Source organism: Nonomuraea sp. NPDC050663 (assembly GCF_044456985.1).
GTDB lineage: Bacteria > Actinomycetota > Actinomycetes > Streptosporangiales > Streptosporangiaceae > Nonomuraea.
The window spans coordinates 358,457-379,462 of sequence record NZ_JBITGL010000009.1 but is presented as its reverse complement, the minus strand read 5'-3'; the positions used below and the strand labels follow the sequence as shown (position 1 = coordinate 379,462).

The following is a 21,006-nucleotide window of genomic DNA, read 5'->3' as shown; positions in this document are numbered from 1 at the left end:
AAAGGACTCCCCAGTGCCTACCCTGCGTAGCGGCAGCCTGCTCGCCGACGTCTCGGCGCGCGGCGCTGCCGTTCGCGTGCTGCGTGACGGCGACCGCGACCTGGTCACGAGCTGGCCGGCCGACGGCCCGATCCCCTACTACAGCGGCACGGTGCTGGCCCCCTGGCCCAATCGGGTGGCGGGCGCGCGTTACCGGTTCGACGGCGAGGAGCACCTGCTCCCGGTCAACGAGCCGGACCGCGGGCACGCCCTGCACGGCCTGGTCGCCGAAACCGAGTGGACGGTCGCGGAGTTCCTGCAGGTCGAGGACGACCACGCTTTCGTACGGCTCACGCTCGCGCTGGAGCCCTCGCCCGGCTACCCCTTCAGCCTGGAGCTGGAGATCGTGCACCGCCTCGGCTCCGGCGGCCTGACGAGCACGCTGACCGCGCGCAACACCGGCGAGCGCCCCGCGCCCTACGGCTGCGGGCCGCACCCGTGGCTGCTGTCCGACGTCGACGAGCTGCACCTGCCCGCCTCGCAGGTCCTGCTCGTCGACGAGGCGCTCGTGCCGCGCGAGCTGACCGGCGTGCAGGCCACGCCGTACGACTTCAGGGAGCCGCGCAAGGTCGGCGACACCGCCGTCGACCACGCGTTCACGGGCCTGTCCGAGGGCCGGGTGCGTCACGGCTGCGTCGAGATCGTGTGGGACGCCGCGGTCATGCCGTGGGTGCAGGTCTGCACCGGCACCGGGCTGGGGCACGCCGGCGTGGCCGTGGAGCCGATGACGTGCCCGCCCGACGCCTTCAACTCGGGCACCGACCTGGTCCTGCTCGCCCCGGGCGAGAGCCACGAGGCGAGCTGGACCATCCGGACGGCCGGCGCGGTCAGCGCAGCGGGATGACGACCGCCTCGGCGGCGCGCGGGCAGTCCTGCCCGCCGCCGAAGGCGCATCCGACGAAGTGCTCGGGCTCGATCCAGCCGTCGCCCGGCGCGTGGAACAGGCACTCCACCTCGAGCTCCGGCTGTTCCTCCTCTTCCGACCACTTGCGGTGCAGCTGCGGCACCGAGGCCAGCAGGCGCCGCGTGTAGGGGTGCCGGGGGTCGCCGAAGACCAGGTCGGTGCGGCCCGTCTCGACCATCTGGCCCTTGTAGAGCACGACGGTGCGGTCGCTGACGTAGTTGCCCAGGGACAGGTCGTGGGTGATGAACAGGATGCCCAGACCGCGCTCGCGCAGCTCCCCGAGGAGGTTGAGCACGTCGATCCTCGTCGAGGCGTCGAGCATGCTGATGATCTCGTCGGCGACCAGGACCTTCAGTTCCAGCAGCAGGGCTCGGGCGATCAGCATGCGCTGCAGCTGGCCCCCGCTCAGCTGATGCGGATACTTGCCGAGCACGGCGCCGGGGTCGAGGCGCACCGACCGCAGGGCCGACTCGACCTTCTCGCGCCAGCCCTGCGACGGCAGGCCGAAGCCCTGCCGTACCATCTCGAAGACCCGGTCGGCCTTGAAGATCGGGTTGTAGGAGCTGAAGGGGTCCTGGAAGACACCCTGGACGTGGCGGTAGTAGTCGGCCTCCGGGGTGCCGTCGAGCGTGATGGAGCCGGCGCTGGGGGGCAGCAGGCGCAGCACCATCTTGCCGATCGTGGACTTGCCGCTGCCGCTCTCCCCGATGAGCGAGACGACCTCGCCGGGGTTCACCTGGAAGCTCACGTCGTGGACGGCCCGCAGTTCCTGGCCGCCGAACGCCCCGATCCGGTAGGTCTTGCCGACCTTGTCGAGCTTGAGCATCTAGATCGCCTTCCAGCACGCGACGGAGTGTCCCTGCGCGATCTCCGTGAACGGCGGCTCGGTCTCGCACTTGTCGAAGGCGAGCGGGCAGCGGTCGCGGAAGCGGCAGCCCTTGGGCGGGTTCAGCAGCGACGGCGGGCTGCCGGGGATGCCCTGGAGCTTGCGCTCGGAGTAGCGCACGCCCACCTCGGGCAGGGAGTTGATCAGCGCCTGCGTGTAGGGGTGGCGGGGCGCGTTGACGATGGTCTTGGCGGGCGCCTTCTCGGCGAGCTTCCCGGCGTACATGACCATGATCGTGTCGGCGATCTGGTAGACGAGCGACAGGTCGTGGGTGACCACGATCATGCTCTTGACCAGGTGGCGGTCGCGGAACTCCAGGAGCGTCTGCGCCACGGCGCGCTGGCTCGACACGTCGAGGGCGGAGGTGACCTCGTCGGCGATCAGCAGCGAGGGGTCGAGCAGGGTGGAGACGACCATGACGGTGCGCTGCTTCATGCCGCCCGACAGCTCGATCGGGTAGCGGTCGAGCACGTCGGGTTCCAGGCCGACCAGGCGCAGCCGGCGCTCCAGCTCCTTGCGGTCGAAGGGGGCGCCGCGCGAGCGCAGCAGCTCCTCGATCATCCTGCCGATCTTCCTGGTGGGGTTGAGCGCGCTCATGGAGTACTGCGGGATGAGCGAGACCTGGAAGAAGCGGTAGGCGTTCATGCGCCGGTCGTCGGCGATCGGCAGCACCTCGCCGTCGAGCTCGATGCTCCCGCCGACGTGCTTCATACGCTGGTCCAGCCGGATCAGGCTCTTGCCCAGCGTGGACTTGCCGCAGCCGGACTCCCCCGCCAGGCCCATGATCTCGCCGTCGGCCAGCGTGAAGCTGACGCCGTCGAGCGCCTTCACCTCGCCGCGCAGCGTCCGGTAGTAGACCCGCAGGTCATCGACCTTCAGCGTCACGTCACATCTCCCTGAGCTTGGGGTTGAAGACCTCGTCCAGCCCGACGTTGGCCACGTACATGGCGCCCACCAGCGCGGTGATCGCCGCTCCCGGCGGGACGAACCACCACCACAGGCCCAGCGGCAGGGCGCTGTTGACGCTCGCGTGCTGGAGCATCAGGCCCAGCGACACGCCCTCGGTCGGCCCCAGGCCGATGAAGTCGAGCGAGGCGGCGGTCAGGATGGCGCCGCCGAACATCAGGATGAACATCATGACCAGGTAGGAGCTCATGTTCGGGGCGATCTCCCTGGCGATGATCTTCCCGGTGCCCGAGCCGCTGAGCCTGGCCAGGTCGACGAAGTCGCGCGAGCGCAGCGAGAAGGTCTGCGCCCGGATGGCGCGGGCCGCCCACGGCCACATGGTCAGGCCGATGAACAGCGCCTGGGCGGGGATGCTCCTGATGCCGAGGTAGGCGTTGACCACGATGAGGACCGCCAGCGAGGGCAGCACCAGCACGACGTTGGTGAGCATGCTCAGCACCTCGTCGACCCAGCCGCCGCGGTATCCGGCCAGGAAGCCGACGACCATGCCGACGATCGCGGCGACGCCGCCGCCGAACAGCCCGACCATGAAGGCGTTGCGCACGCCGTACACGAACTGCGTGAAGATGTCCTGGCCGAACAGGGTCGTGCCGAACCAGAACTCCGACGACGGCGGCTCCATGCGGGGCCCGACGAAGTCGTAGGCCGAGCCCGAGCGGGCCAGCAGCGGGCCGAAGACGCCGATGCACAGGAACAGCAGGATGATCAGCGTGCCGATGACCAGCTTCTTGTTGCGGATCGCGAAGTGCAGCCAGTCGCGGCTGGGCCCGGCGGCCGACTCCGCCTCGCGGGTGGTGATCTCTTGCAGCGCCGTCATGCCACACCGATCCTTGTCCGCGGGTCCACCAGCAGGTAGACGACGTCGATGACGAAGTTGGCGATCAGCACGCCGACGACGATGAACAGGAAGACGCCCTGCAGGAGGAAGAAGTCGAGGTTCTGGATGGCGCGCAGGATGGTCAGGCCCAGACCGGGATAGGCGAAGACGATCTCCGTCACCACCGCGCCGGCCACGATGACGCCCAGCTGCAGGGCCAGTCCGGTGATCTGCGGCAACATCGCGTTGCGAAAGGCGTAACGCCGGATCAGCCGGTTGGGTGCGCCGAGCGCGCCCAGGTAGTTCGAGTAGTCGGAGTCGAGCTCGTAGATGATCATGTTGCGCATGCCGATCGCCCAGCCGCCGAGCGCGACCAGGAAGAGCGAGAGGAACGGCAGCACCCAGTGCATGATCAGGTCCTGGATGAAGGGCCAGGTCAGCTCGGGTGTGCGGGAGAAGCTGTAGCCGCCGGCGAAGGGGAACCAGCCGGTCACCACGCCCAGCACCCAGGCCAGCAGGGCCGCCAGCCACATGTACGGCATGGCGGTCAGCAGGTAGCCGACGGGCAGGACCGCGCTGTCGAGCAGCTTGCGGCGGGCGGCGAAGGCGCCGAACCAGTTGCCCACCACCCAGCTCAGCAGGACCGCCGGGATCACCAGGGCCAGCGTGTAGGGCAGGGCCGACAGGATCACGCTGCCCACCGGGGTCGGGAAGGCCCAGACACTGATGCCGAAGTCGCCCTGCAGCAGCGAGCCCCAGAAGTTCAGGTACTGCTCCCAGATCGGCTTGTCCAGGCCGAACAGGTCGCTGTAGTAGGCCCGCATCTGCTCGTAGGCCGCCGGATCGTTGACGGTGCGGCGGGCCAGCATGGTCGAGACGGGATCACCCGGCATGAAGCGCGGGATCATCCAGTTGATGGTCACGGCGACGAAGAAGGTCAGCCCGTAGAGCAGCAGTTTCCTGCCGAAGTAGCGGCGCACGCGCGAGTCCTCCGTGGACTAATGGGAGGCCGCGGCCTGGGGCGGCCTCCCGTTAGAGAGCCCCCTCGCGCCGCTGCGCGAGGGGGCGGGTCAGACGGTCAGGAGCCGTTGGTCTGGAGCTGGGTCAGCGTCTCGAAGCCGCCCATCTCGAACCAGTGGCGCCAGAACACGGCCGGGTACTTGTTCGCGCCGCCGTCGGCGCCCCAGTTCTTCCAGACGCCGGTGCTGGCCTGCGACCAGACGCCGTTGTACCAGAGCGGGATGGCCGGCAGCTCGTCCAGGTGGATGGCCTGGAGCTGCGAGATGACCTTCTTCATGCCCTCGACGTCGTCGGTCTTGACGGCGTCGAGCTGCTGGACGAGGTCCCACGCCTGCTTGTTCTCGTACCGGCCGAAGTTGACGGTGTTCTGCACTTCGTTGACCGGCTGGCGGAACAGGTAGTCGTAGTAGGTCCACGGGCTGACCGACAGCTGGCGCTCGTTGTTGATCACCAGGTCGAACTTGCCGGCGTTGCGGGCTTCGAGCAGCGCGGGGAAGTCGGGGGTCTCGGCGGTGACGTCGATGCCCGCGGCCTTGGCGCTGGTCGCGATGACGCTGGCCGACTGGTTCCAGTCGCTCCAGCCGGCAGGGGTGATCAGCTTGAGGCTGATCTTGCTGCCGTCCTTGTTCTCGACCAGGCCGTCGCCGTCCTTGTCCTTGTAGCCGGCGTCGGCGAGCATCTTCTTGGCGTTGTCGGTGTTGAAGGTGAAGCCCTTCTCGCCGATGACCGCCTGGTCGTCGAAGTCCTTCCAGCCGGGGAGCAGGCCGGTCGGGCTGGCGGCCTGGACCACCTCGCCGTAGACGTTCTTGACGATGCTCGGCACGTCGACCGAGGTCGCCAGCGCCTTGCGGAAGGCCGCGTCGTTCAGCGGCTTCTTGGTGGTGTTGGGCACCAGCCACGCGGTGTTGGCCGACAGGTTGTACGGCGCCTGCGAGTAGTAGGTGTGGATGCCCGAGGCCTCACCGGCGATGCGGTTCATGCCGGGGATGTAGTTGTTGGCCAGGTCCAGCTGCTTCTGCATGAACAGGCCCAGGGCGACTTCGTTGCTCGGGGTGACGATGTGCACGAAGTACTTGGGCTTGGGCTCCATGTTCAGGGCCGTCTTGCCCCACCAGTCGTCGCGGCGCTCGTAGACGACGCGGTCGTCGGCGTGGCTGGCGTACTTGTAGGCGCCCGTGCCGACCGGGTTCTCGTTCATCCCGGTGAGGACGTCCTTGTCGTCCTTGCCCTCCCAGATGTGCTGCGGCACGATCGCCCGCTGGTAGAGCTCGAAGTCCCACTGGCTGTACTTGGCGGACTTGAACTTCACCGTGACGGTCTGGTCGTCGGTGGCCTCGACGGCCTCCAGCCAGTCCCACACGTGGGCGAAGGCGCTGCCCTTGATCTTGCCGAGCCCGTAGGTGAAGGCGACGTCCTTGGCGGTGAACGGCTTGCCGTCGTTCCAGGTGACGCCGGAGCGGAGCTTGACGACGTAGGTCTTGTCGTCGGTCCAGCTGCCGCTCTCGGCCAGCCACGGCGTCAGCTTCTTGGCATTGGTGTCAAAGTGGAACAGGGTCTCGTAGACCAGGCCGACCGTGCCCGTGGCGTGGTTGCCCTCGTCCATCGGGTTGAAGTTGGCGGGCGGACCCCACATCGTTCCCGTGGAGTAGAGCGTCTCGTTGCGGGGGAACTCCCCTGCCTGGGCCGGCTGCTGGGCCGGCTGGGTGGCCGGCGGCGCGGAACCGCCCGGCGTGGCCTGCCCGCCGGTCTGCGGCGTGCCGCCGGACGAGCAGGCGGCTACTGCCAGACCCGCCGCGACTAAGGGCGTGAGTAACCGCCAACTGTTGCGCATGTATTTCTCCTTCGTCTCTGATCCGGCCACACCCGGCAGAGTTGTCCTCGAGCGAAAGCCCCCGAAGGTCATCGTGAATGGGAGCGCTCCCATTTGGCGAGGCTCGCCCCGCACCAATCAGGTAACGCGACCGTAAAATCGACGCTTCTCCGTGTCAATAGACCCAGGAAGCGCGTGACATATCCGCAATGTTAGGCTTTCGGCACTCGATGGGAGCGCTCTCACCCTTACCCTCTCTCCCATGGAGAGCATGACCAAGCGGCGTCTCACCCCCGAGGAACTGGACGCCCTGGCCAGACGCGCGACAGGCGCGGGAATCGTCACCTCGGCCGAGCTCACCGACGGCTTCGCCAACGCCGTGTGGCGGCTGTCCCTCGACGACGGCCGCGAGGTCGTGCTCAAGCTGTCGCCCCCTCCCGAGCTCGAGCAGCTCACCTACGAACGCGACCTGCTGCGCATGGAGGCACGCGCCTACGAGCTGGCCGGAGCGGCGGGCGTGCCGCTGGCCGACCTCGTGGCGGCCGGGTTCGACGACCCCGTGCTGGGCGGCGACTACCTCGTCCTGTCGGCGCTCACCGGCACGTCGTGGAACCAGGTGGAGCTTCCCGCCGAGACCCAGGCGGCGCTGCGCCGCGAGCTCGGCGGCCACATGGCCAGGTTCAACTCGGTACGCGGCGACGTCTACGGCTACCCGCACAGCGGCATCACCGGCGCCACCTGGCGCGAGGCCTTCCTGGCGATGGTGGAGGCGCTGCTGAAGGACACCGAGCGCTACCCGACCGAGCTGCCCGTGCCGGAGGCCGAGATCCGCGACCGGGTGCACAGGGCCGCGCCCGCCCTCGACGCGGTCACCGAGCCCCGGCTGGTGCACTTCGACATCTGGCCGGGCAACGCCTTCGTGGACCTGTCGGGCGGCACGCCGCGCATCCAGGCCGTCATCGACCTGGAACGGGCCTTCTGGGGCGACCCCCTGGCCGAGCTGATCACCCCGACGATCTTCGCCGAGGTCGACCCCGCCGACCCGTTCCTGGCCGGCTACCGCGAGATCGCCCCGCTCGACCTGGACCCGGTCAGGCTCGACCTGTACCGGGCCTACCTGTACCTGATCCTGCTGGTGGAGAACGGCCCGCGGCAGTACCCGCCGGAGGAGTACGCGCCCCTGCGCGACGCGGCGAGCAAGGGGCTGACGCGGGCGCTCGCCCGGCTCTAGCCGCCCCTACGCCTGGGGCAGCTCCGCGAACAGGATCGGCGTGGTCGTCGGCCTGCTCGATCCTCCCGCGGGCTCGACGGTCAGGCCGATGTGCTGGTCGTCGCCGAGAGGCCGGGCGAAGAGCGGCACGGTCGTGCCGTCGGCGTCCCGGGTGAGCAGGCCGGCCGGGCGCGGGCCGTCGGGGCCCATCAGCCACAGCTCGTAGACCCGCCCGTCGCCCAGCTCGGGCAGCCCGGAGGAGGTGAAGACGAGCCTGCCCCGGTCGCGTGAGTAGACGACGGTGCCGGTGCCTCCCGAGGTGACGGGCCGGCGCACCGTCTGGGCGTCGGGGGCGGCCAGCACCGAGACGAGCTCCCGCTGGGCGGTGCGGGTCCGGTCGAGCTCGCGCTGGGCGTCGAAGGCGATCACGCCGAGCGTGACCGCGGCGGCGGCAGCGGCCGCGGTGAAGCTGAGCGCCAGCCGGGTGCGCCACGGCGTACGGCCCCGCATCTCGACCACGTCGCCCGCGCCGGAGGAGGATGACCGAGGGGTCACGGGGCGCCCGGCTCCGTTGGGGAAGGGCAGCACCCTGGTCGGCTCGGGGGCCGCCTGCCGTACGTGCTTGACCGCCGCCAGGACGCGGCCGCGCAGGGCGGCGGGGGGCGGCTCTGCGACGGCCAGGGCCAGGCGCGCCGCCGTCTCGCGCAGGGCCCTGACCTCGCCCGCGCACTCGTCGCACCCCTCGACGTGCTGCTCGAACCGCGTCACCTCGGATCCGGTCAGCGCGTGCAGCGCGTAGGCGCCGGACAGGGTGTGGATGTCGGTCATCGTTCGACTCCCATGCAGTCGCGCAGGCGGACCAGACCGTCGCGCATCCTGGTCTTGACCGTGCCCAGGGGCACCCGCAGCAGCCCGGCGACCTCGGGATAGCTGTAGCCGCCGTAGTAGGCGAGCGTGACGGCCTCCCGCTGGACCCGCGACAGCCCGCCGAGGCAGCGCCGCACCCGCTCGCCGTCCAGCCGGACCGAGACCTCCTCGACGACCTGGTCGTGGGCGATCTCGACGGAGCTCACCCCGACCCGGTAGTCGCGCTCCCCCGAGGCCTGGCTGGAGCGCACCCGGTCGACCGCCCGCCGGTGGGCCATGGTCAGCACCCACGAGAGCGCGGAGCCGCGGCCGCCGTCGAAGCGCGCGGCGGAGCGCCAGACCTCGACCAGCACCTCCTGGGCGACCTCCTCGGCCTGCGCCCGGTCGCGCACCACGCGCAGCACGAGCCCGAAGACCGGCCCGCTCACCTGGTCGTAGAGCCGTTCGAAGGCGGCCTCGTCCCCGCACGCGACCCGGACGAGCAGGTCGTCGAGATCGCGGGACACAAGTGTGTCTGTCACGCGAGTGATTCGGCACGGTGGCCTCGGCGGATGCCGACTTCCCGCGCGACTTCGCGGGGCCGGGGGCACGTGACCATAAAGAGACTCTAAGAGCCTATTGTCCTCCTTCGTGCCCGCTAAGTCCTCTTTGATCACTCTGGTGGCCATTGTCGTAAGTCTCTGCTGCCTCACCGCCGGCGCCATCGGGCTCGTCTTCGAGCTGACCCGGCCGCTCACGGGCACGCAGGCCACCGAACTCGGCACGATGGAGCGGGCCGGCCGCTGGCGCACCTGGAACGCCGACCGGCTCTTCCCCCGCATGCAGGGGCAGGGAGCGCGGCTGTACGCGGTGCGCCTGGGCATCGCCCAGGAGAGCGGCTGCGCCGAAGGGCTCAACCCGGTCGCGCAGGCGATCGTATGGGAGCCCGGCTGCGAGCGGGTCCTGCGGGCGACCTACAGCGACAGGAACGGGAGCCTGCTGGCCACCGTCGCGATCGTCGTCATGCGCGACGAGCACGCGGCCGCGTCGGTCGCCGAGGCCGGGCTGGCCGGTCCGCGCCCCGCCGCCTTCCCCGGCACCCTGGCCGCCCGCTTCGGCGACGCCCAGGCGCAGCAGCACGTCATGGAGCGGCAGGGACGCTACGTCGTGATGGCCGCCGTGGGCTATCCGGACGGCCGCCCCGCGCTGGCGCACGCCACCCGGTCGGTGTTCGGCTTCGCCGGGCGTCTGGTGGGCGACACCCTGCTTCCGCTGGCCTCGGCCGGCGACCCCTGCCGAGCCGTCGAGGTGGTGTCATGTTGATCAAGTCCGTGGCCTGCGTGGCCGCCGGTCTCGCCCTCGCCTCGGCGCCCAGCGCGGAGGCCACCCGCGACTTCGCCGCTGCGCAGCGCGTCACCAAGGGCGCGGGGGTGACGGTGGCGCTCCTGTCGTCGGGCGTGGGCTGGGCCGACGGGATCGGGGACTCGTTCAAGGGCGAGCACGACCTGCTCCGCCGTACGGAACCGGAGGACGGCGACCCGGCGCCCGCCGGCACCGTGGGCACCGTGGGCGCCGTCGACCCCGATGACCCGTTCGCCGGGCGCGATCCCGCGAAGGTCACCGGCACCCGCCTGGCCGCCCTTCTCACCGCCCCCGCCGGCCTGGTCCCGGACGCGAACGTGCTGTCGGTGCGCGTCGAGCCCGATCCCCAGGACTTCCGCGACCCCGGGGCCATGCGCGCCTGGCGCGCGGCCGACCTGCCGGGCGAGCGTTACCTGGAGGCCATCCGCTGGGCCGTCGACCACGGCGCGGGCGTGATCGTCCTCGACAGCGTCTTCCCCGCCCCCGACGAGCGCCTGCGCGAGGCGGTCGGCTACGCCCTGGACGCCAACGCCGTCCTGGTCACCCCCGTCCGCCCAGGTGAGAGCCCCCGCTACCCCGCTGGCCTGCCCGGCGTGCTCGGCGTGGCGCCGCTCGGCGACGACGGCAGGCCGGTGTACCAGGCGCGCAACCACGCGGTGCTCCTGTCGGCCCCCGGCCACCCGCGCGACCTGCCCGCCCCCGACGGCTCCACCGGTGCGGCGGATCCCGGCCTGGCCGCCGCCGCCCAGGTGGGCGCCGCCGCCGCGATGCTCCAGGCCCGCTTCCCCGGCATCACCTCCGCCCAGGCGGGCCAGGCGCTCACCGCGACCGCCCGCAGACCCCACGGCGCGGCGTGGAAGGACAGCGCCGACTTCGCCTACGACACCGCCATCGGCTTCGGCCAGGTCAACCCGGCCGGGGCGCTGATCGAGGCCGAGCGCATCATGACCGCTCCGGCGCGTCAGGCCGGGGTGCCGGAGGAGACGGTCTTCGGCGGCGGACCGCCGCCCGCCCCGATGGCCGTCGCCGCCCACGACGCCCAGCTGGTGTACGGCTCGGCGGGCCTGCTCGGAGCCGGGACGCTCCTGCTGGCCGGTGTCGTGCTGCTCCTGAGGCGGCACGGCCGCGCGGGCGGGCAGGGCACGGAGGTCCAGAAGTGACCACCAGGTGGAAATACCTTCTCAGAAAGTGGACACCGACACCCGACTGGTAGCGCAAATGAAATACCCTCGTATGTCGTGAGCGCACTGAACAACCTCGATTCCTGGCGGGAGCTTCCCGCTGCCCAGCAGCCCGACTGGCCCGACCCGGCGGCGCTGGAGCGCGTGGTCGCCGAGCTGGGAAGCCTGCCCCCGCTGGTCTTCGCCGGCGAGTGCGACCAGCTCAAGAACGAGCTGGCCGCGGTGGCCAGGGGTGAGGCCTTCGTGCTGCAGGGCGGCGACTGCGCCGAGACCTTCGCCGGGGCCACCGCCGACAACGTGCGCAACAAGCTCAAGACCCTCCTGCAGATGGCCATCGTGCTGACCTACGCGGGCCGGGTGCCGGTCGTGAAGATCGGCCGCGTCGCGGGGCAGTTCGCCAAGCCGCGCTCCAAGTCGACCGAGACCCGCGAGGGCGTCACCCTGCCCGCCTACCGCGGCGACATGGTCAACGGCTTCGAGTTCACCGACGAGGCCAGGCAGCCCGACCCCAACCGGCTGCTGAAGGCCTACCACTCCAGCGCGGTGACGCTGAACCTGGCCCGCGCCTTCGCCAAGGGCGGCTACGCCGACCTGCGCCAGGTTCACGCGTGGAACCAGGACTTCGTCGCCGAGTCCCCCGCCGGCCGCCGCTACGAGCAGCTGGCCAGGGAGATCGACCAGGCGCTGGCCTTCATGCGGGCCTGCGGCGCCGAGCCGGAGGAGTTCCACACGGTGGAGTTCTACTCCTCCCACGAGGCGCTCATCCTCGACTACGACCAGGCGCTCACCCGCATCGACTCGCGCACCGGCCTGCCGTACGACGTCTCGGCCCACATGGTCTGGATCGGCGAGCGCACCCGCCAGCTCGACGGCGCCCACGTGGAGTTCTTCTCGCGCATCCGCAACCCGATCGGCGTCAAGCTCGGCCCGACGACCACGCCGGAAGAGGCGATGGCGCTGATCGAGAAGCTGAACCCCGACAACGAGGCGGGTCGGCTGACGTTCATCACCCGCATGGGCGCCTCCAAGATCCGCGAGCATCTGCCCACGCTGGTGGAGAAGGTCTCGGCGAGCGGCGCGCAGGTCGCCTGGATCTGCGACCCGATGCACGGCAACACCTTCGAGGCCGCGGGCGGCTACAAGACGCGCCGGCTCGACGACGTGCTCGACGAGGTCAGCGGCTTCTTCGAGGTGCACCGGGCGCTGGGCACCCACCCGGGCGGCGTGCACATCGAGTTCACCGGCGACGACGTCACCGAGTGCGTGGGCGGCGGCACCGAGATCCTCGAGGACGACCTGGCGCGGCGCTACGAGACTGCTTGCGACCCGCGGCTCAACCGCAGCCAGTCGCTGGACCTGGCCTTCCGGGTCGCGGAGCTCTACCGCTCCGCCTGACACGTGACTTATCGGTCGTAACTGACATAACGGAAAGAGCCTGATTTATCGGGCTTCGCGAGAGACCCTCGGGTACGATCATGCCCGTGAGCCAGCCAGTGCCCGAGGGTGTGGACCCCAGCGTTCCCAACGTCGCCCGCATGTACGACTACTTCCTGGGTGGCAAGGACAACTTCGCCTCCGACCGGGCCGCCGCCGAACAGATCATGCGGACCTTCCCGGCGACCGCGCTGTCGGCACAGGAGAACCGGGCGTTCCTGCGCCGCGCGGTGCGCTATCTGGTCGACTCGGGCGTGCGGCAGATCGTCGACCTGGGCTCGGGCCTGCCGACGCAGGGCAACACCCACGAGATCGCGCCCGAGGCGCGCGTGGTCTACGTCGACCACGACGCCGTCGTGTGCGCGCACGCCCGCGCCCTGCTGGCCGGCTCGCAGGTGAAGGTGCTCCAGGCCGACGTGCGCGAGCCCGGCGACCTCCTCGACGGGCTGCGCGGCCTGATCGATTTCGACGAGCCGGTCGGCTTCCTGATGTTGTGCCTGCTGCACTTCGTGCCCGACGGGCCCGCCTACGACCTGGTCAAGCGGCTGCACGAGGCCAGTGTCCCGGGCAGCCACCTGGTCATCAGCCACGCCATCGACCCCAAGCCCGACCTGACGCCCGACGCGCTGGAGGTCTACCGGCGCAGCACGGCGGCGCTGAACCTGCGCACCCACGCCGAGATCTCGGCCTTCTTCGAGGGCTACGAGCTGGTGGAGCCCGGCCTGGTCCTGCCGAAGGAGTGGCGTCCCGACGGCCCGGTCGACGGGCCGCCCGCCCCCGGTTACGCCGGAGTCGGCGTCAAGCGCTGAGAGAACCGAAAAGCCCCGCCTCGGCGGGGCTTTTCCGTATGCGCGGCAGGTCAGTTCCGCTCGGCGGCCTTCTGCATCTCGTCGGCCAGCTCGGCCTTGATGGCCTCCATGTCGAGCGCCTTGACCTGGCCGATCAGGTCTTCGAGCGCGGGCTCGGGCAGCGCGCCGGCCTGGGCGAACACCACGATGCCGTCGCGGATGGCCATGATCGTCGGGATCGAGGTGATGTCGAAGCCCTGCGCGAGCGCGGGCTGCGCCTCGGTGTCGATCTTGCCGAAGGTGACGTCCTCGTGCTTGTTCGAGGCCTTCTCGAAGATCGGGGCGAACATGCGGCACGGCCCGCACCAGGCCGCCCAGAAGTCCAGCAGGACGATCCCCTTGTCGGCGATGTCGTTGAAGTTCGTCTCGGTCACTTCGATGGTCGCCACACGTGGCTCCTCGTCATACGTCGCTGAAGGTACTGGTTACGTCAACCACCTACCCGCGCGGAGCATTCCTCACGACTCGTCGGAGCGCCGGACGGACATGAGCAGGCATACCAGGCCGGCGAGGCCGACCGCCACCTGCACCGCCGTGAGCGCCCCGCCGGTGAACCAGTTGTCCAGCAGGCCGAAGTCGCTGTCGAAGAACTGCCTGGCCACGAGCCCGCCGAAGCCCTGAATCATGAGGATGACGCCGAGGAAACCCATGGGTCCAGTCTGGGAGCGGCGAATGGCACGCGGCATCGGCCACAGGGATGCCCGGCCATCGACTTTAGTCACGATTCGGAGCTGCGGCGATGAACTCTTGGCCACGGTGAGGTGTCGCGCGCACACAGATCCCAGCTCCAGCCGCTCATACCTGGCAAGTCATGTCAAAGACACCATTGCGATCTACCTGTAGAAATGTCCGGAAAGCTTTCTACGAGGAGATCATTCGTGACCATGACCAGAGGTGCCACAGCGGCCCTGCTCGCGGCGGCGCTGACCGCCGGAGCCGCCTTCGTGGCCGCCACCCCCGCCTCGGCGGTCTCGCCCGACGTCGTCATCTCCGAGGTGTACGGCGGAGGCGGCAACTCGGGCGCCACCTGGACCCACGACTTCGTCGAGCTGTACAACCTCGGCTCGTCCCCCGTCAGCCTGGCCGGCTGGAGCGTGCAGTACGCCTCCGCCGCGGGCACGTCGTGGCAGGTGACCCCGCTCAGCGGCACCATCGCTCCCGGCAGGAGGCTGCTGGTGCAGCAGGCCGCCGGCTCCGGCGGCACCCAGGCGCTGCCCGCCCCCGACGTGACCGGCTCCATCGCGATGAGCGCGACCGCCGGCAAGGTCGCGCTGGTCACCTCCACCACCGCCCAGACGGGCGCCGGCGACCCGGCCGCCGTCAAGGACTTCGTCGGCTACGGCACGACGGCCAGCGTCTCCGAGGGCGCTCCCGCCCCGGCGCCGTCGAACACGAACTCCGTCAGCCGCGCCGCCTCCCCGGCCGACACCGACAACAACGCCGCCGACTTCACCGCCGGCGCCCCCTCGCCCACGAACCTGGCCGGCGAGACCGGCCCCGGCGGCGGCGAGCCGACCCCGACGCCCTCTCCGACGCCGACGGCCAACCCGTGCGACACCGCCGCCACCCACCAGATCGCCCAGGTCCAGGGCACGGGGACTGCCAGCACGCTCGCCGGGCAGCAGGTCCGCGTCGAGGGCGTGGTCACCAGGACCTTCACCAGCGCGACGGCCCGCTCGGGCTTCTTCGTCCAGGACGACACGCCCGACGCGAACGCCGCCACCTCCGACGGCGTCTTCGTCTTCGCCCCCTCCTTCTCCTCCACGACGCTCTCCCCCGGCTCCCGGGTGAAGGTCTCCGGCACGGTCGGCGAGTTCGGCGGCGCCACCCAGATCTCCACCGTCACCGCGGTCGACGTCTGCGGCACCGGCGCCATCGAGCCGGCCACGCTGACCCTGCCGATCGCCGCGTCCGACACCTTCGAGCGCCTCGAGGGCGTCCTGGTCAAGGTGCCCGGCAAGCTGACCGTCAGCGAGAACTACTGGCACGCCCGCTACGGCCAGCTGCTCGCGGCCACCGGCGGCCGCCTGTTCATCCCGACCGACCGTCCCGGCGTGGACGCGGCCGCCGACGCGCGCCGCTCCATCGTCATCGACGACGGCTCCTCCGGCCAGAACCCCAACCCCATGCCGCACTACCCGGCGGGCGAGCAGCTGGCCCGCTCGGGCGACGGCGTCAGCGGCCTGGTCGGCGTCCTGAACGAGGGCGCCTACGGCTCCACCAGCACGAACCTGAAGTACCTCGTGCACCCCACCGCCGCGCTGACCTTCACGCGCGACAACGCCCGCACCGCGGCCCCCGCCAAGGTCGGAGGCGACGTCAGGATCGCCAGCTTCAACACCCTGAACTGGTTCACCACGCTCAACGCGGCCGGATACCCGAACCCGCCCTACAACGCGAACTTCACCCCGCGCGGGGCCAACACCGCGGCCGAGCGCGACCGCCAGCTGGCCAAGGAGATCGCCACGCTGAAGGCGCTCGACGCCGACGTCGTCAGCCTCATGGAGGTCGAGAACCCGCGGCCCGACCTGGCGGCCACCGGCTTCAAGCCCGAGGCGCTGGAGGCCCTGGTCGAGGCGCTCAACGGCGCGGTCGGCGCCGGCACCTACGCCCTGGTCACGCACCCCGGCCCCGGCACCGACGCCATCGCCGTGGCGATGATCTACAAGCCGGCCAAGGTCAAGCCGGTCGGCGCCCCGAAGACCATCGCCGACCAGCGTTTCTTCAACGCCCGCCCGCCGCTGGCGCAGACCTTCCGCTCGGCCAAGAAGGGCTCGCGGCCCTTCACCGTCATCGCCAACCACTTCAAGTCCAAGGGCAGCTGCCCCGACTCGGGTGAGAACGTCGACAACGGCCAGGGCTGCTGGAACGCCCAGCGGGTGCTGCAGGCGCAGGCCGTCCTGGAGATGATCGAGACGCTGGAGCTGCCCAACGCGATCGTCGTGGGCGACCTCAACGCCTACAGCGAGGAGGACCCGATCGAGACCCTGGAGCAGGGCGGGCTGCGCAGCGCCAGCAAGGCGTTCGTCCCGGCGGCCTCCCGCTACAGCTACGTCTTCGGCGGCGCCTCCGGCGAGCTCGACCACCTGATGCTGGCCCACCAGCTCATGAAGCGCGTCACCGGCGCCACGATCTGGCACGTCAACGCCGACGAGGACGTCTACTACGACTACAACGCCGAGTTCAAGACCGCGGGCGACCTGTACAAGGCCGACCCGTACCGCAGCTCGGACCACGACCCGCTGCTGATCGGCCTCGACCTGTTCGGCAAGGTCGGCCGGTAACCGGGCACGTCGGGGAGAGGGCAGGCATATTCATGCCTGCCCTTTTCTTTAAGCGGGTATGACCTTGTCATGGACTGGGTCACCTGCTCGCACTCGCCTGCCTGCACGGGGATCGCGCGCCCGCCGTACGGTCTCTGTCTGTCCCACCTGGCTCCTCACCAGCTTGACGAGGAGCTCGCCGCGATCCGGCCAGGACGCCTGCTCGATCTGCGAGGCACCAGGCTCGACGCCGACCTGCTGGCCCGCGTGGTCGAGGCGGCCGGGCGCCGCCCCGGCCGCACCCGTCTCGACCACGCCCACTTCCCCGACGAGACACGCCTGTCGGAGCTGGAGTTCGCCGGCGACCTGACGCTCGAGAACGCCAGGTTCGACCGGCTGGCCTCCTTCTACGGCAGCCGCTTCCTGGGCAACCTCTCGCTGGCCGGGGCCCGGTTCTGTCGCGAGTTGTCGCTGCACGGCGCCAGGGTGCACGGCTACACCAGCCTGGACCGGGCCATGATCGGGCGCGACGCCCTGTTCGGCGAGGCCGTGTTCGCGCGCGGCCTGTCGTGCGAGCGCGCCAGGTTCGACGGTTTCGCCACCTTCGACGGGGCGCTCATCGGCGAGACGGCCTGCTTCCGCGGCGCCCGCTTCGGCCGCACTCTCTCCTTCCGCAAGGTCGGCGGGTCGGCCGCCTTCGAGGCGGCGCACCTGTGCGGCGACGCCTACCTGTCGTCGGGCGGCCGGTTGTCGCTGGCCAGGGCCCGGGCCGACGGCCTGGTCGACCTGTCGGTGCACGGCAACGCTGTCGACCTGCGGCGGCTGGAGGTCGGCGGGCAGCTGCTGGTCCGGCTGACCGACGCGCGCGCCGACCTGGAGGGGGCGGTGCTGCGCGGGCGGGCCACGATCTCCGGCCGCGGCCTGGCCGCCGTCGACTCGCTGCGCGCCGTCGACGCCCCCGAGCTGACGCTGCGCGGCCTCGATCTGGCCAGCTGCCGCATGGCGGGGCTGGTGCACCCGGGCGGGTTGCGGGTCAAGGACTGCTCCTTCGCGCTGACCCCGCGCGGGGTGCGGCTCAGCCTGGGCTGGCCGCCGCTGCGCTGGTTCTCGCGCCGCCGCACCCTGGCCGACGAGCACGGCTGGCGCGGGTGGAACGCCGTCACCGACCCCGGAGCGACGCCCGACCGGCTGGCCTCCCTCTACACCTCGCTGCGCGAGGGGGTCGACGACGAGCGCACCTCCGCCGACTTCGCCTTCGGGGCGATGGAGATGCGCCGCCAGGCCTCGCGCCGCTGGTGGTTGTCGATGTACTGGCTGTTCGCGGGGTACGGCCTGCGGCTGAGCAGGACCCTGGCCTGGGCGCTCCTGGTCGTGGCCGTGGCGCTGGGGACGGTCATGGTGTCGTCGGCCTCGCACGCCTCGCATCGGCCCAGTGGAAAATCAGGGGTTTCCCCGATCCGTACCCCGGCCCCGCGTCCTTAGGCTGAAGGCCATGCTCATCGACGACTACGTGACCGACCTGCGGCGTTCCCTGAACGGGCCCTACGCCGCCAAGCGCGACCTGGTCGTCGAGGCCCGCGACAGCCTGCTCGACGCGGCCGAGAGTTTCGAGGCGGGCGGCTTGGACCGGCGTTCCGCCGAGCTGCGCGCGGTCGAGGAGTTCGGCCCCGTCGGCGCCATCGCCCCCGGCTTCCAGGAGGAGCTCGTCGCCTGCGCCGGGCGGCGGCTGGCCTGGCTGCTGTTCCTCAGCGTGCCCGCGATCGCCCTGATGTGGGCGCTGGTGTGGCGGGTCTTCCCCTACGACGTGCACGAGTGGGCGCTGCGGCCCGACTGGTTCGTCCCCGCCGCCCGCGCCCTGGACATCGCGCAGCTGGTGTCCGGCGTGGTGGCGGGCGTGCTGATCGTGGCGCTGCGCAGGGGCGCCGACGGCCGCCGGGTGACGCGTGCCCTGGCCTTCTACACCTGGACGCTGCTGGGCGTGACCTTCGGGCTGTCGAGCCTGCTGGTGTACGGCTCGCACGGGCCGATGGGCTTCAGCGACTACCTGCCCGGCACGCTGATCAGCATGGTCAGCTACGTGGTGGTGGGAGTGCAGGCCTGGCACGCGCTGCAGTGCCAGCGGCTCACCCGGCCGAGCGTGGTTGCAGCACGCTGGTGATGACGCCGGCGAACGACTGCCAGGCCGTACGCTCGCCCGCCAGGTGGGTGCGGCCCGCGGAGGTCAGCCGGTAGGTGCGGCGCTTGCGCCCGCCGACGGTGGCCCACTCGCTGTCGAGGTATCCGGTGCGCTCCAGCCTGCGCAGCGCCGGGTAGACGGTGCCGGTCGGGACGGCCAGCGCTCCTGAGCTGCGTTCCTGCAGCGCCTCGATGATCGCGTAGCCGTGCAGCGGCTCGTGCTCGAGTACGGACAGGATCAGGGCGTCCATGTGGCCGCGCAGGGCATCGGGGTTCACGCTTCCCATCGTACTCATGCAGGCATGCTACATGTTGGCTGTCTACATGTAGAGTGTCTACATGGACGTTCTCGACATCGCCCGGCTGCAGTTCGCCCTGACCGGGAGCCTGCACTTCCTGTTCGTCGTGCTGACGCTGGGCCTGGCGCCGCTCGTCGCGATCATGAACACCCGGTGGGCCCGGTCCGGCAACCCGGTCCACGAGGGCATGACGCGGTTCTGGGGCCAGATCTACGTCATCAACTACGCGATGGGCATCGTCACAGGACTGGTGATGGAGTTCCAGTTCGGGCTGTCATGGAGCGGCCTGGCCCACACCGCGGGCGACGTCTTCGGCGCGCCGCTGGCCATGGAGACCCTCGTCGCCTTCTTCCTGGAGTCGACGTTCCTCGGGTTGTGGATCTTCGGCTGGCACCGGCTGCCGAAGTGGCTGCACGTCGCGAGCATCTGGATGGTCGTCCTGACCGCGTACGGCAGCGCGTTCTACATCATGGTCGCCAACTCCTTCCTGCAGAACCCGGCGGGAGCGACCCGGGTCGGCGACCACCTGGAGCTGACCGACGCCGGGGCGCTGATGAGCAACCCCATGCTGGTCTACGCGCTGCCGCACGTCATCGGCGCGGCGCTGTTCACCGGCGGCCTGGTCATGGTGGGCGCCAGCGCCTACCATCTGCGCCGCCGTACGCCTGACCTGGAGCTGTTCACCCGCTCCCTGCGCATGGGCGTGGTGGCGGCGGCCGTCGGCATCCTCCTGGCGGTGGCGATGGGCTACGCGCAGTTCTCGGTCGTGCCCGAGGGCAAGTTCAGCGAGAACACGGGGGCGGGCCTCGGGCTCGGATTCATGATCCTGCTCGGCGAGCTCCTCATGTTCGTGGTGCTGCTGGTCATGCTGCCGATGATCAGGGTGCTGCACCGCTGGCGGTGGACGCATCCGGTGCTCATCGCCATGACGCCGCTGCCGTTCGTCATCTCCATCCTCGGCTGGATGGCGCGCGAGATCGGGCGGCAGCCGTGGATGATCACCGGCGAGCTCACCGTGGCCGACGCCCTGTCGCCCGGGCTGACGCAGCCGATGATCGCGATGTCGTTCGCCGGGTTCGTCGGCGTGCTGGGGATGCTCGCCGTCGTCGACTACGTGCTCATCATGCGCGTGGTCAAGCGCGGGCCCGTCGGCACCGCGCTGGGAGCCAGGCCCGCAGAACCCGTGCTGAGCTACTGAGGAGTCAAACCATGGACATCGTCTGGCTTGCGGTCTTCTCCGCCCTGCTGATCGGCTACTTCGCCCTGGAGGGCTTCGACCTGGGCGTCGGGCTGCTGCTGCCCTTCCTCGGGCGCGACCGCGACAGGCGCGACGCGATGATCGGCGCGATCGCCCCGTTCGTCCTGGCCAACGAGGTGTGGCTGGTGGCGCTGGCCGGCGTGCTGTTCGGCGTCTACCCGTCGCTGGAGGCCGAGGTGCTGCTGGCCCTGTACCCGCTGATCGTCGTCATGCTCCTGTCATGGGTGCTGCGCGACGCCGGGCTGTGGTTCCGCCGCCGCATCCCCGGCCAGGGATGGCGCTCGTTCTGGGAGTTCGCGATCTTCATCGGCTCGCTCGGGCTGGCCCTCGGGTGGGGCATGGTCCTGTTCGCCCTGGCCACCGGCTCGCTCTCGTGGACGGGCCTGGCCCTGGGCGGCTTCGTCGCCGTGGCCTTCGCCTACCACGGCTGGACCTTCCTCGGCCGCCGCCTGACCTCCTTCCCCGGCAGCGGCTCGCCGTGGCTGTCCGGCGTCCTGGCCGCCGCGCCCGCGGTCATCGTCCTTGTCGGTGCGGCAGGATACCTTCTGGAGCACTCGGCCCCGTCGGCGACCTTGACCACGCTCGGGCTTATGGTGGTGCCGTTCGCACCGATCATGGTCGGGGCACAAGTCCTGGTCTGGCGGACCTTCGGGAAGGCCGACCGCATGCCGTCGTTCTTCTAGAGGGA

The 21,006-nt window shown here is 70.5% G+C and carries 21 protein-coding genes; 11 read left to right on the top strand and 10 right to left on the bottom strand.

Annotated features, from left to right (window positions below; genetic code table 11):
* Nucleotides 1-13 precede the first annotated feature (13 nt).
* A complete protein-coding gene (locus ACIBH1_RS28920) occupies nucleotides 14-883 on the top strand; it encodes an aldose 1-epimerase family protein (protein ID WP_397317096.1) in 870 nt (289 codons plus the stop codon).
* Here ACIBH1_RS28920 and ACIBH1_RS28915 read toward each other — a convergent pair.
* The 5 genes from ACIBH1_RS28915 to ACIBH1_RS28895 form a co-directional block, all read right to left on the bottom strand.
* Nucleotides 867-1,769, bottom strand: a complete 903-nt coding sequence (locus ACIBH1_RS28915; protein WP_397317095.1) for an ABC transporter ATP-binding protein — start codon at nucleotides 1,767-1,769, stop codon at nucleotides 867-869. The two genes, ACIBH1_RS28920 and ACIBH1_RS28915, sit on opposite strands and share 17 nt — an antisense overlap.
* Nucleotides 1,770-2,714, bottom strand: a complete 945-nt coding sequence (locus ACIBH1_RS28910) for an ABC transporter ATP-binding protein (RefSeq protein ID WP_397317094.1) — start codon at nucleotides 2,712-2,714, stop codon at nucleotides 1,770-1,772.
* Between the two features lies 1 nt (nucleotide 2,715).
* Nucleotides 2,716-3,612, bottom strand: a complete 897-nt coding sequence (locus ACIBH1_RS28905) for an ABC transporter permease (protein WP_397317093.1) — start codon at nucleotides 3,610-3,612, stop codon at nucleotides 2,716-2,718.
* Nucleotides 3,609-4,592: an ABC transporter permease gene (locus tag ACIBH1_RS28900; protein ID WP_397317092.1), complete on the bottom strand. Its 984-nt coding sequence runs from the start codon at nucleotides 4,590-4,592 to the stop codon at nucleotides 3,609-3,611. Before ACIBH1_RS28900 ends, ACIBH1_RS28905 begins: the two co-directional genes overlap by 4 nt.
* A 98-nt stretch (nucleotides 4,593-4,690) precedes the next feature.
* Nucleotides 4,691-6,463, bottom strand: coding sequence for an ABC transporter substrate-binding protein (locus ACIBH1_RS28895; protein WP_397317091.1), 1,773 nt, complete (start codon nucleotides 6,461-6,463; stop codon nucleotides 4,691-4,693).
* A gap of 241 nt (nucleotides 6,464-6,704) precedes the next feature.
* On the opposite strand from ACIBH1_RS28895, the gene ACIBH1_RS28890 reads away from it, so the two are divergent.
* Nucleotides 6,705-7,673, top strand: coding sequence for a phosphotransferase family protein (locus tag ACIBH1_RS28890; protein ID WP_397317090.1), 969 nt, complete (start codon nucleotides 6,705-6,707; stop codon nucleotides 7,671-7,673).
* 6 nt (nucleotides 7,674-7,679) lie between these two features.
* Here ACIBH1_RS28890 and ACIBH1_RS28885 read toward each other — a convergent pair whose 3' ends face one another.
* Together ACIBH1_RS28885 and sigK are read right to left on the bottom strand one after the other, a co-directional pair.
* Nucleotides 7,680-8,480, bottom strand: a complete 801-nt coding sequence (locus ACIBH1_RS28885; RefSeq protein ID WP_397317089.1) for an anti-sigma factor domain-containing protein — start codon at nucleotides 8,478-8,480, stop codon at nucleotides 7,680-7,682.
* Nucleotides 8,477-9,040, bottom strand: coding sequence for an ECF RNA polymerase sigma factor SigK (gene sigK / locus ACIBH1_RS28880; protein ID WP_397317088.1), 564 nt, complete (start codon nucleotides 9,038-9,040; stop codon nucleotides 8,477-8,479). Before sigK ends, ACIBH1_RS28885 begins: the two co-directional genes overlap by 4 nt.
* A gap of 139 nt (nucleotides 9,041-9,179) precedes the next feature.
* On the opposite strand from sigK, the gene ACIBH1_RS28875 reads away from it, so the two are divergent.
* The 4 genes from ACIBH1_RS28875 (at nucleotide 9,180) to ACIBH1_RS28860 (ending at nucleotide 13,284) form a co-directional block, all read left to right on the top strand.
* Nucleotides 9,180-9,821: a hypothetical protein gene (locus ACIBH1_RS28875; RefSeq protein ID WP_397317086.1), complete on the top strand. Its 642-nt coding sequence runs from the start codon at nucleotides 9,180-9,182 to the stop codon at nucleotides 9,819-9,821.
* Complete coding sequence (locus tag ACIBH1_RS28870) at nucleotides 9,815-11,020, top strand: hypothetical protein (protein WP_397317085.1); 1,206 nt, start codon at nucleotides 9,815-9,817, stop codon at nucleotides 11,018-11,020. Before ACIBH1_RS28875 ends, ACIBH1_RS28870 begins: the two co-directional genes overlap by 7 nt.
* Nucleotides 11,021-11,098: 78 nt before the next feature.
* Nucleotides 11,099-12,436: a class II 3-deoxy-7-phosphoheptulonate synthase gene (locus ACIBH1_RS28865; RefSeq protein WP_397317084.1), complete on the top strand. Its 1,338-nt coding sequence runs from the start codon at nucleotides 11,099-11,101 to the stop codon at nucleotides 12,434-12,436.
* A gap of 80 nt (nucleotides 12,437-12,516) precedes the next feature.
* Nucleotides 12,517-13,284, top strand: a complete 768-nt coding sequence (locus ACIBH1_RS28860) for an SAM-dependent methyltransferase (RefSeq protein WP_397317083.1) — start codon at nucleotides 12,517-12,519, stop codon at nucleotides 13,282-13,284.
* A gap of 50 nt (nucleotides 13,285-13,334) precedes the next feature.
* Here the strand turns inward: ACIBH1_RS28860 and trxA are convergent, their stop codons facing one another.
* A complete protein-coding gene (trxA, locus tag ACIBH1_RS28855) occupies nucleotides 13,335-13,712 on the bottom strand; it encodes a thioredoxin (protein WP_397317082.1) in 378 nt (125 codons plus the stop codon).
* Nucleotides 13,713-13,781: 69 nt separating this feature from the next.
* Entirely contained in the window at nucleotides 13,782-13,973 is a 192-nt protein-coding gene (locus ACIBH1_RS28850; RefSeq protein ID WP_397317081.1) for a hypothetical protein, read from the bottom strand.
* 234 nt (nucleotides 13,974-14,207) lie between these two features.
* On the opposite strand from ACIBH1_RS28850, the gene ACIBH1_RS28845 reads away from it, so the two are divergent.
* The 3 genes from ACIBH1_RS28845 to ACIBH1_RS28835 all read left to right on the top strand — a co-directional run bounded on the left by ACIBH1_RS28845 (nucleotide 14,208) and on the right by ACIBH1_RS28835 (nucleotide 18,744).
* Nucleotides 14,208-16,607, top strand: coding sequence for an ExeM/NucH family extracellular endonuclease (locus tag ACIBH1_RS28845; protein ID WP_397317080.1), 2,400 nt, complete (start codon nucleotides 14,208-14,210; stop codon nucleotides 16,605-16,607).
* Between the two features lie 69 nt (nucleotides 16,608-16,676).
* The gene (locus tag ACIBH1_RS28840; protein ID WP_397317079.1) at nucleotides 16,677-18,068 is read left to right on the top strand and encodes a pentapeptide repeat-containing protein; all 1,392 of its coding nucleotides are present in this window, start codon (nucleotides 16,677-16,679) and stop codon (nucleotides 18,066-18,068) included.
* A gap of 10 nt (nucleotides 18,069-18,078) precedes the next feature.
* Nucleotides 18,079-18,744, top strand: coding sequence for a permease prefix domain 1-containing protein (locus tag ACIBH1_RS28835; RefSeq protein ID WP_397317078.1), 666 nt, complete (start codon nucleotides 18,079-18,081; stop codon nucleotides 18,742-18,744).
* Here the strand turns inward: ACIBH1_RS28835 and ACIBH1_RS28830 are convergent.
* Nucleotides 18,710-19,039 (bottom strand): helix-turn-helix transcriptional regulator, encoded by a 330-nt coding sequence (locus ACIBH1_RS28830; RefSeq protein WP_181609350.1) that lies wholly within the window; start codon nucleotides 19,037-19,039, stop codon nucleotides 18,710-18,712. The genes ACIBH1_RS28835 and ACIBH1_RS28830 overlap by 35 nt on opposite strands.
* Before the next feature lie 61 nt (nucleotides 19,040-19,100).
* Here ACIBH1_RS28830 and ACIBH1_RS28825 point away from each other — a divergent pair, with 61 nt between their 5' ends.
* Together ACIBH1_RS28825 and ACIBH1_RS28820 are read left to right on the top strand one after the other, a co-directional pair.
* The gene (locus tag ACIBH1_RS28825) at nucleotides 19,101-20,258 is read left to right on the top strand and encodes a cytochrome ubiquinol oxidase subunit I (RefSeq protein ID WP_397317077.1); all 1,158 of its coding nucleotides are present in this window, start codon (nucleotides 19,101-19,103) and stop codon (nucleotides 20,256-20,258) included.
* 11 nt (nucleotides 20,259-20,269) lie between these two features.
* Nucleotides 20,270-21,001 (top strand): cytochrome d ubiquinol oxidase subunit II, encoded by a 732-nt coding sequence (locus ACIBH1_RS28820; protein WP_397317076.1) that lies wholly within the window; start codon nucleotides 20,270-20,272, stop codon nucleotides 20,999-21,001.
* The last annotated feature ends 5 nt before the right edge of the window (nucleotides 21,002-21,006 follow it).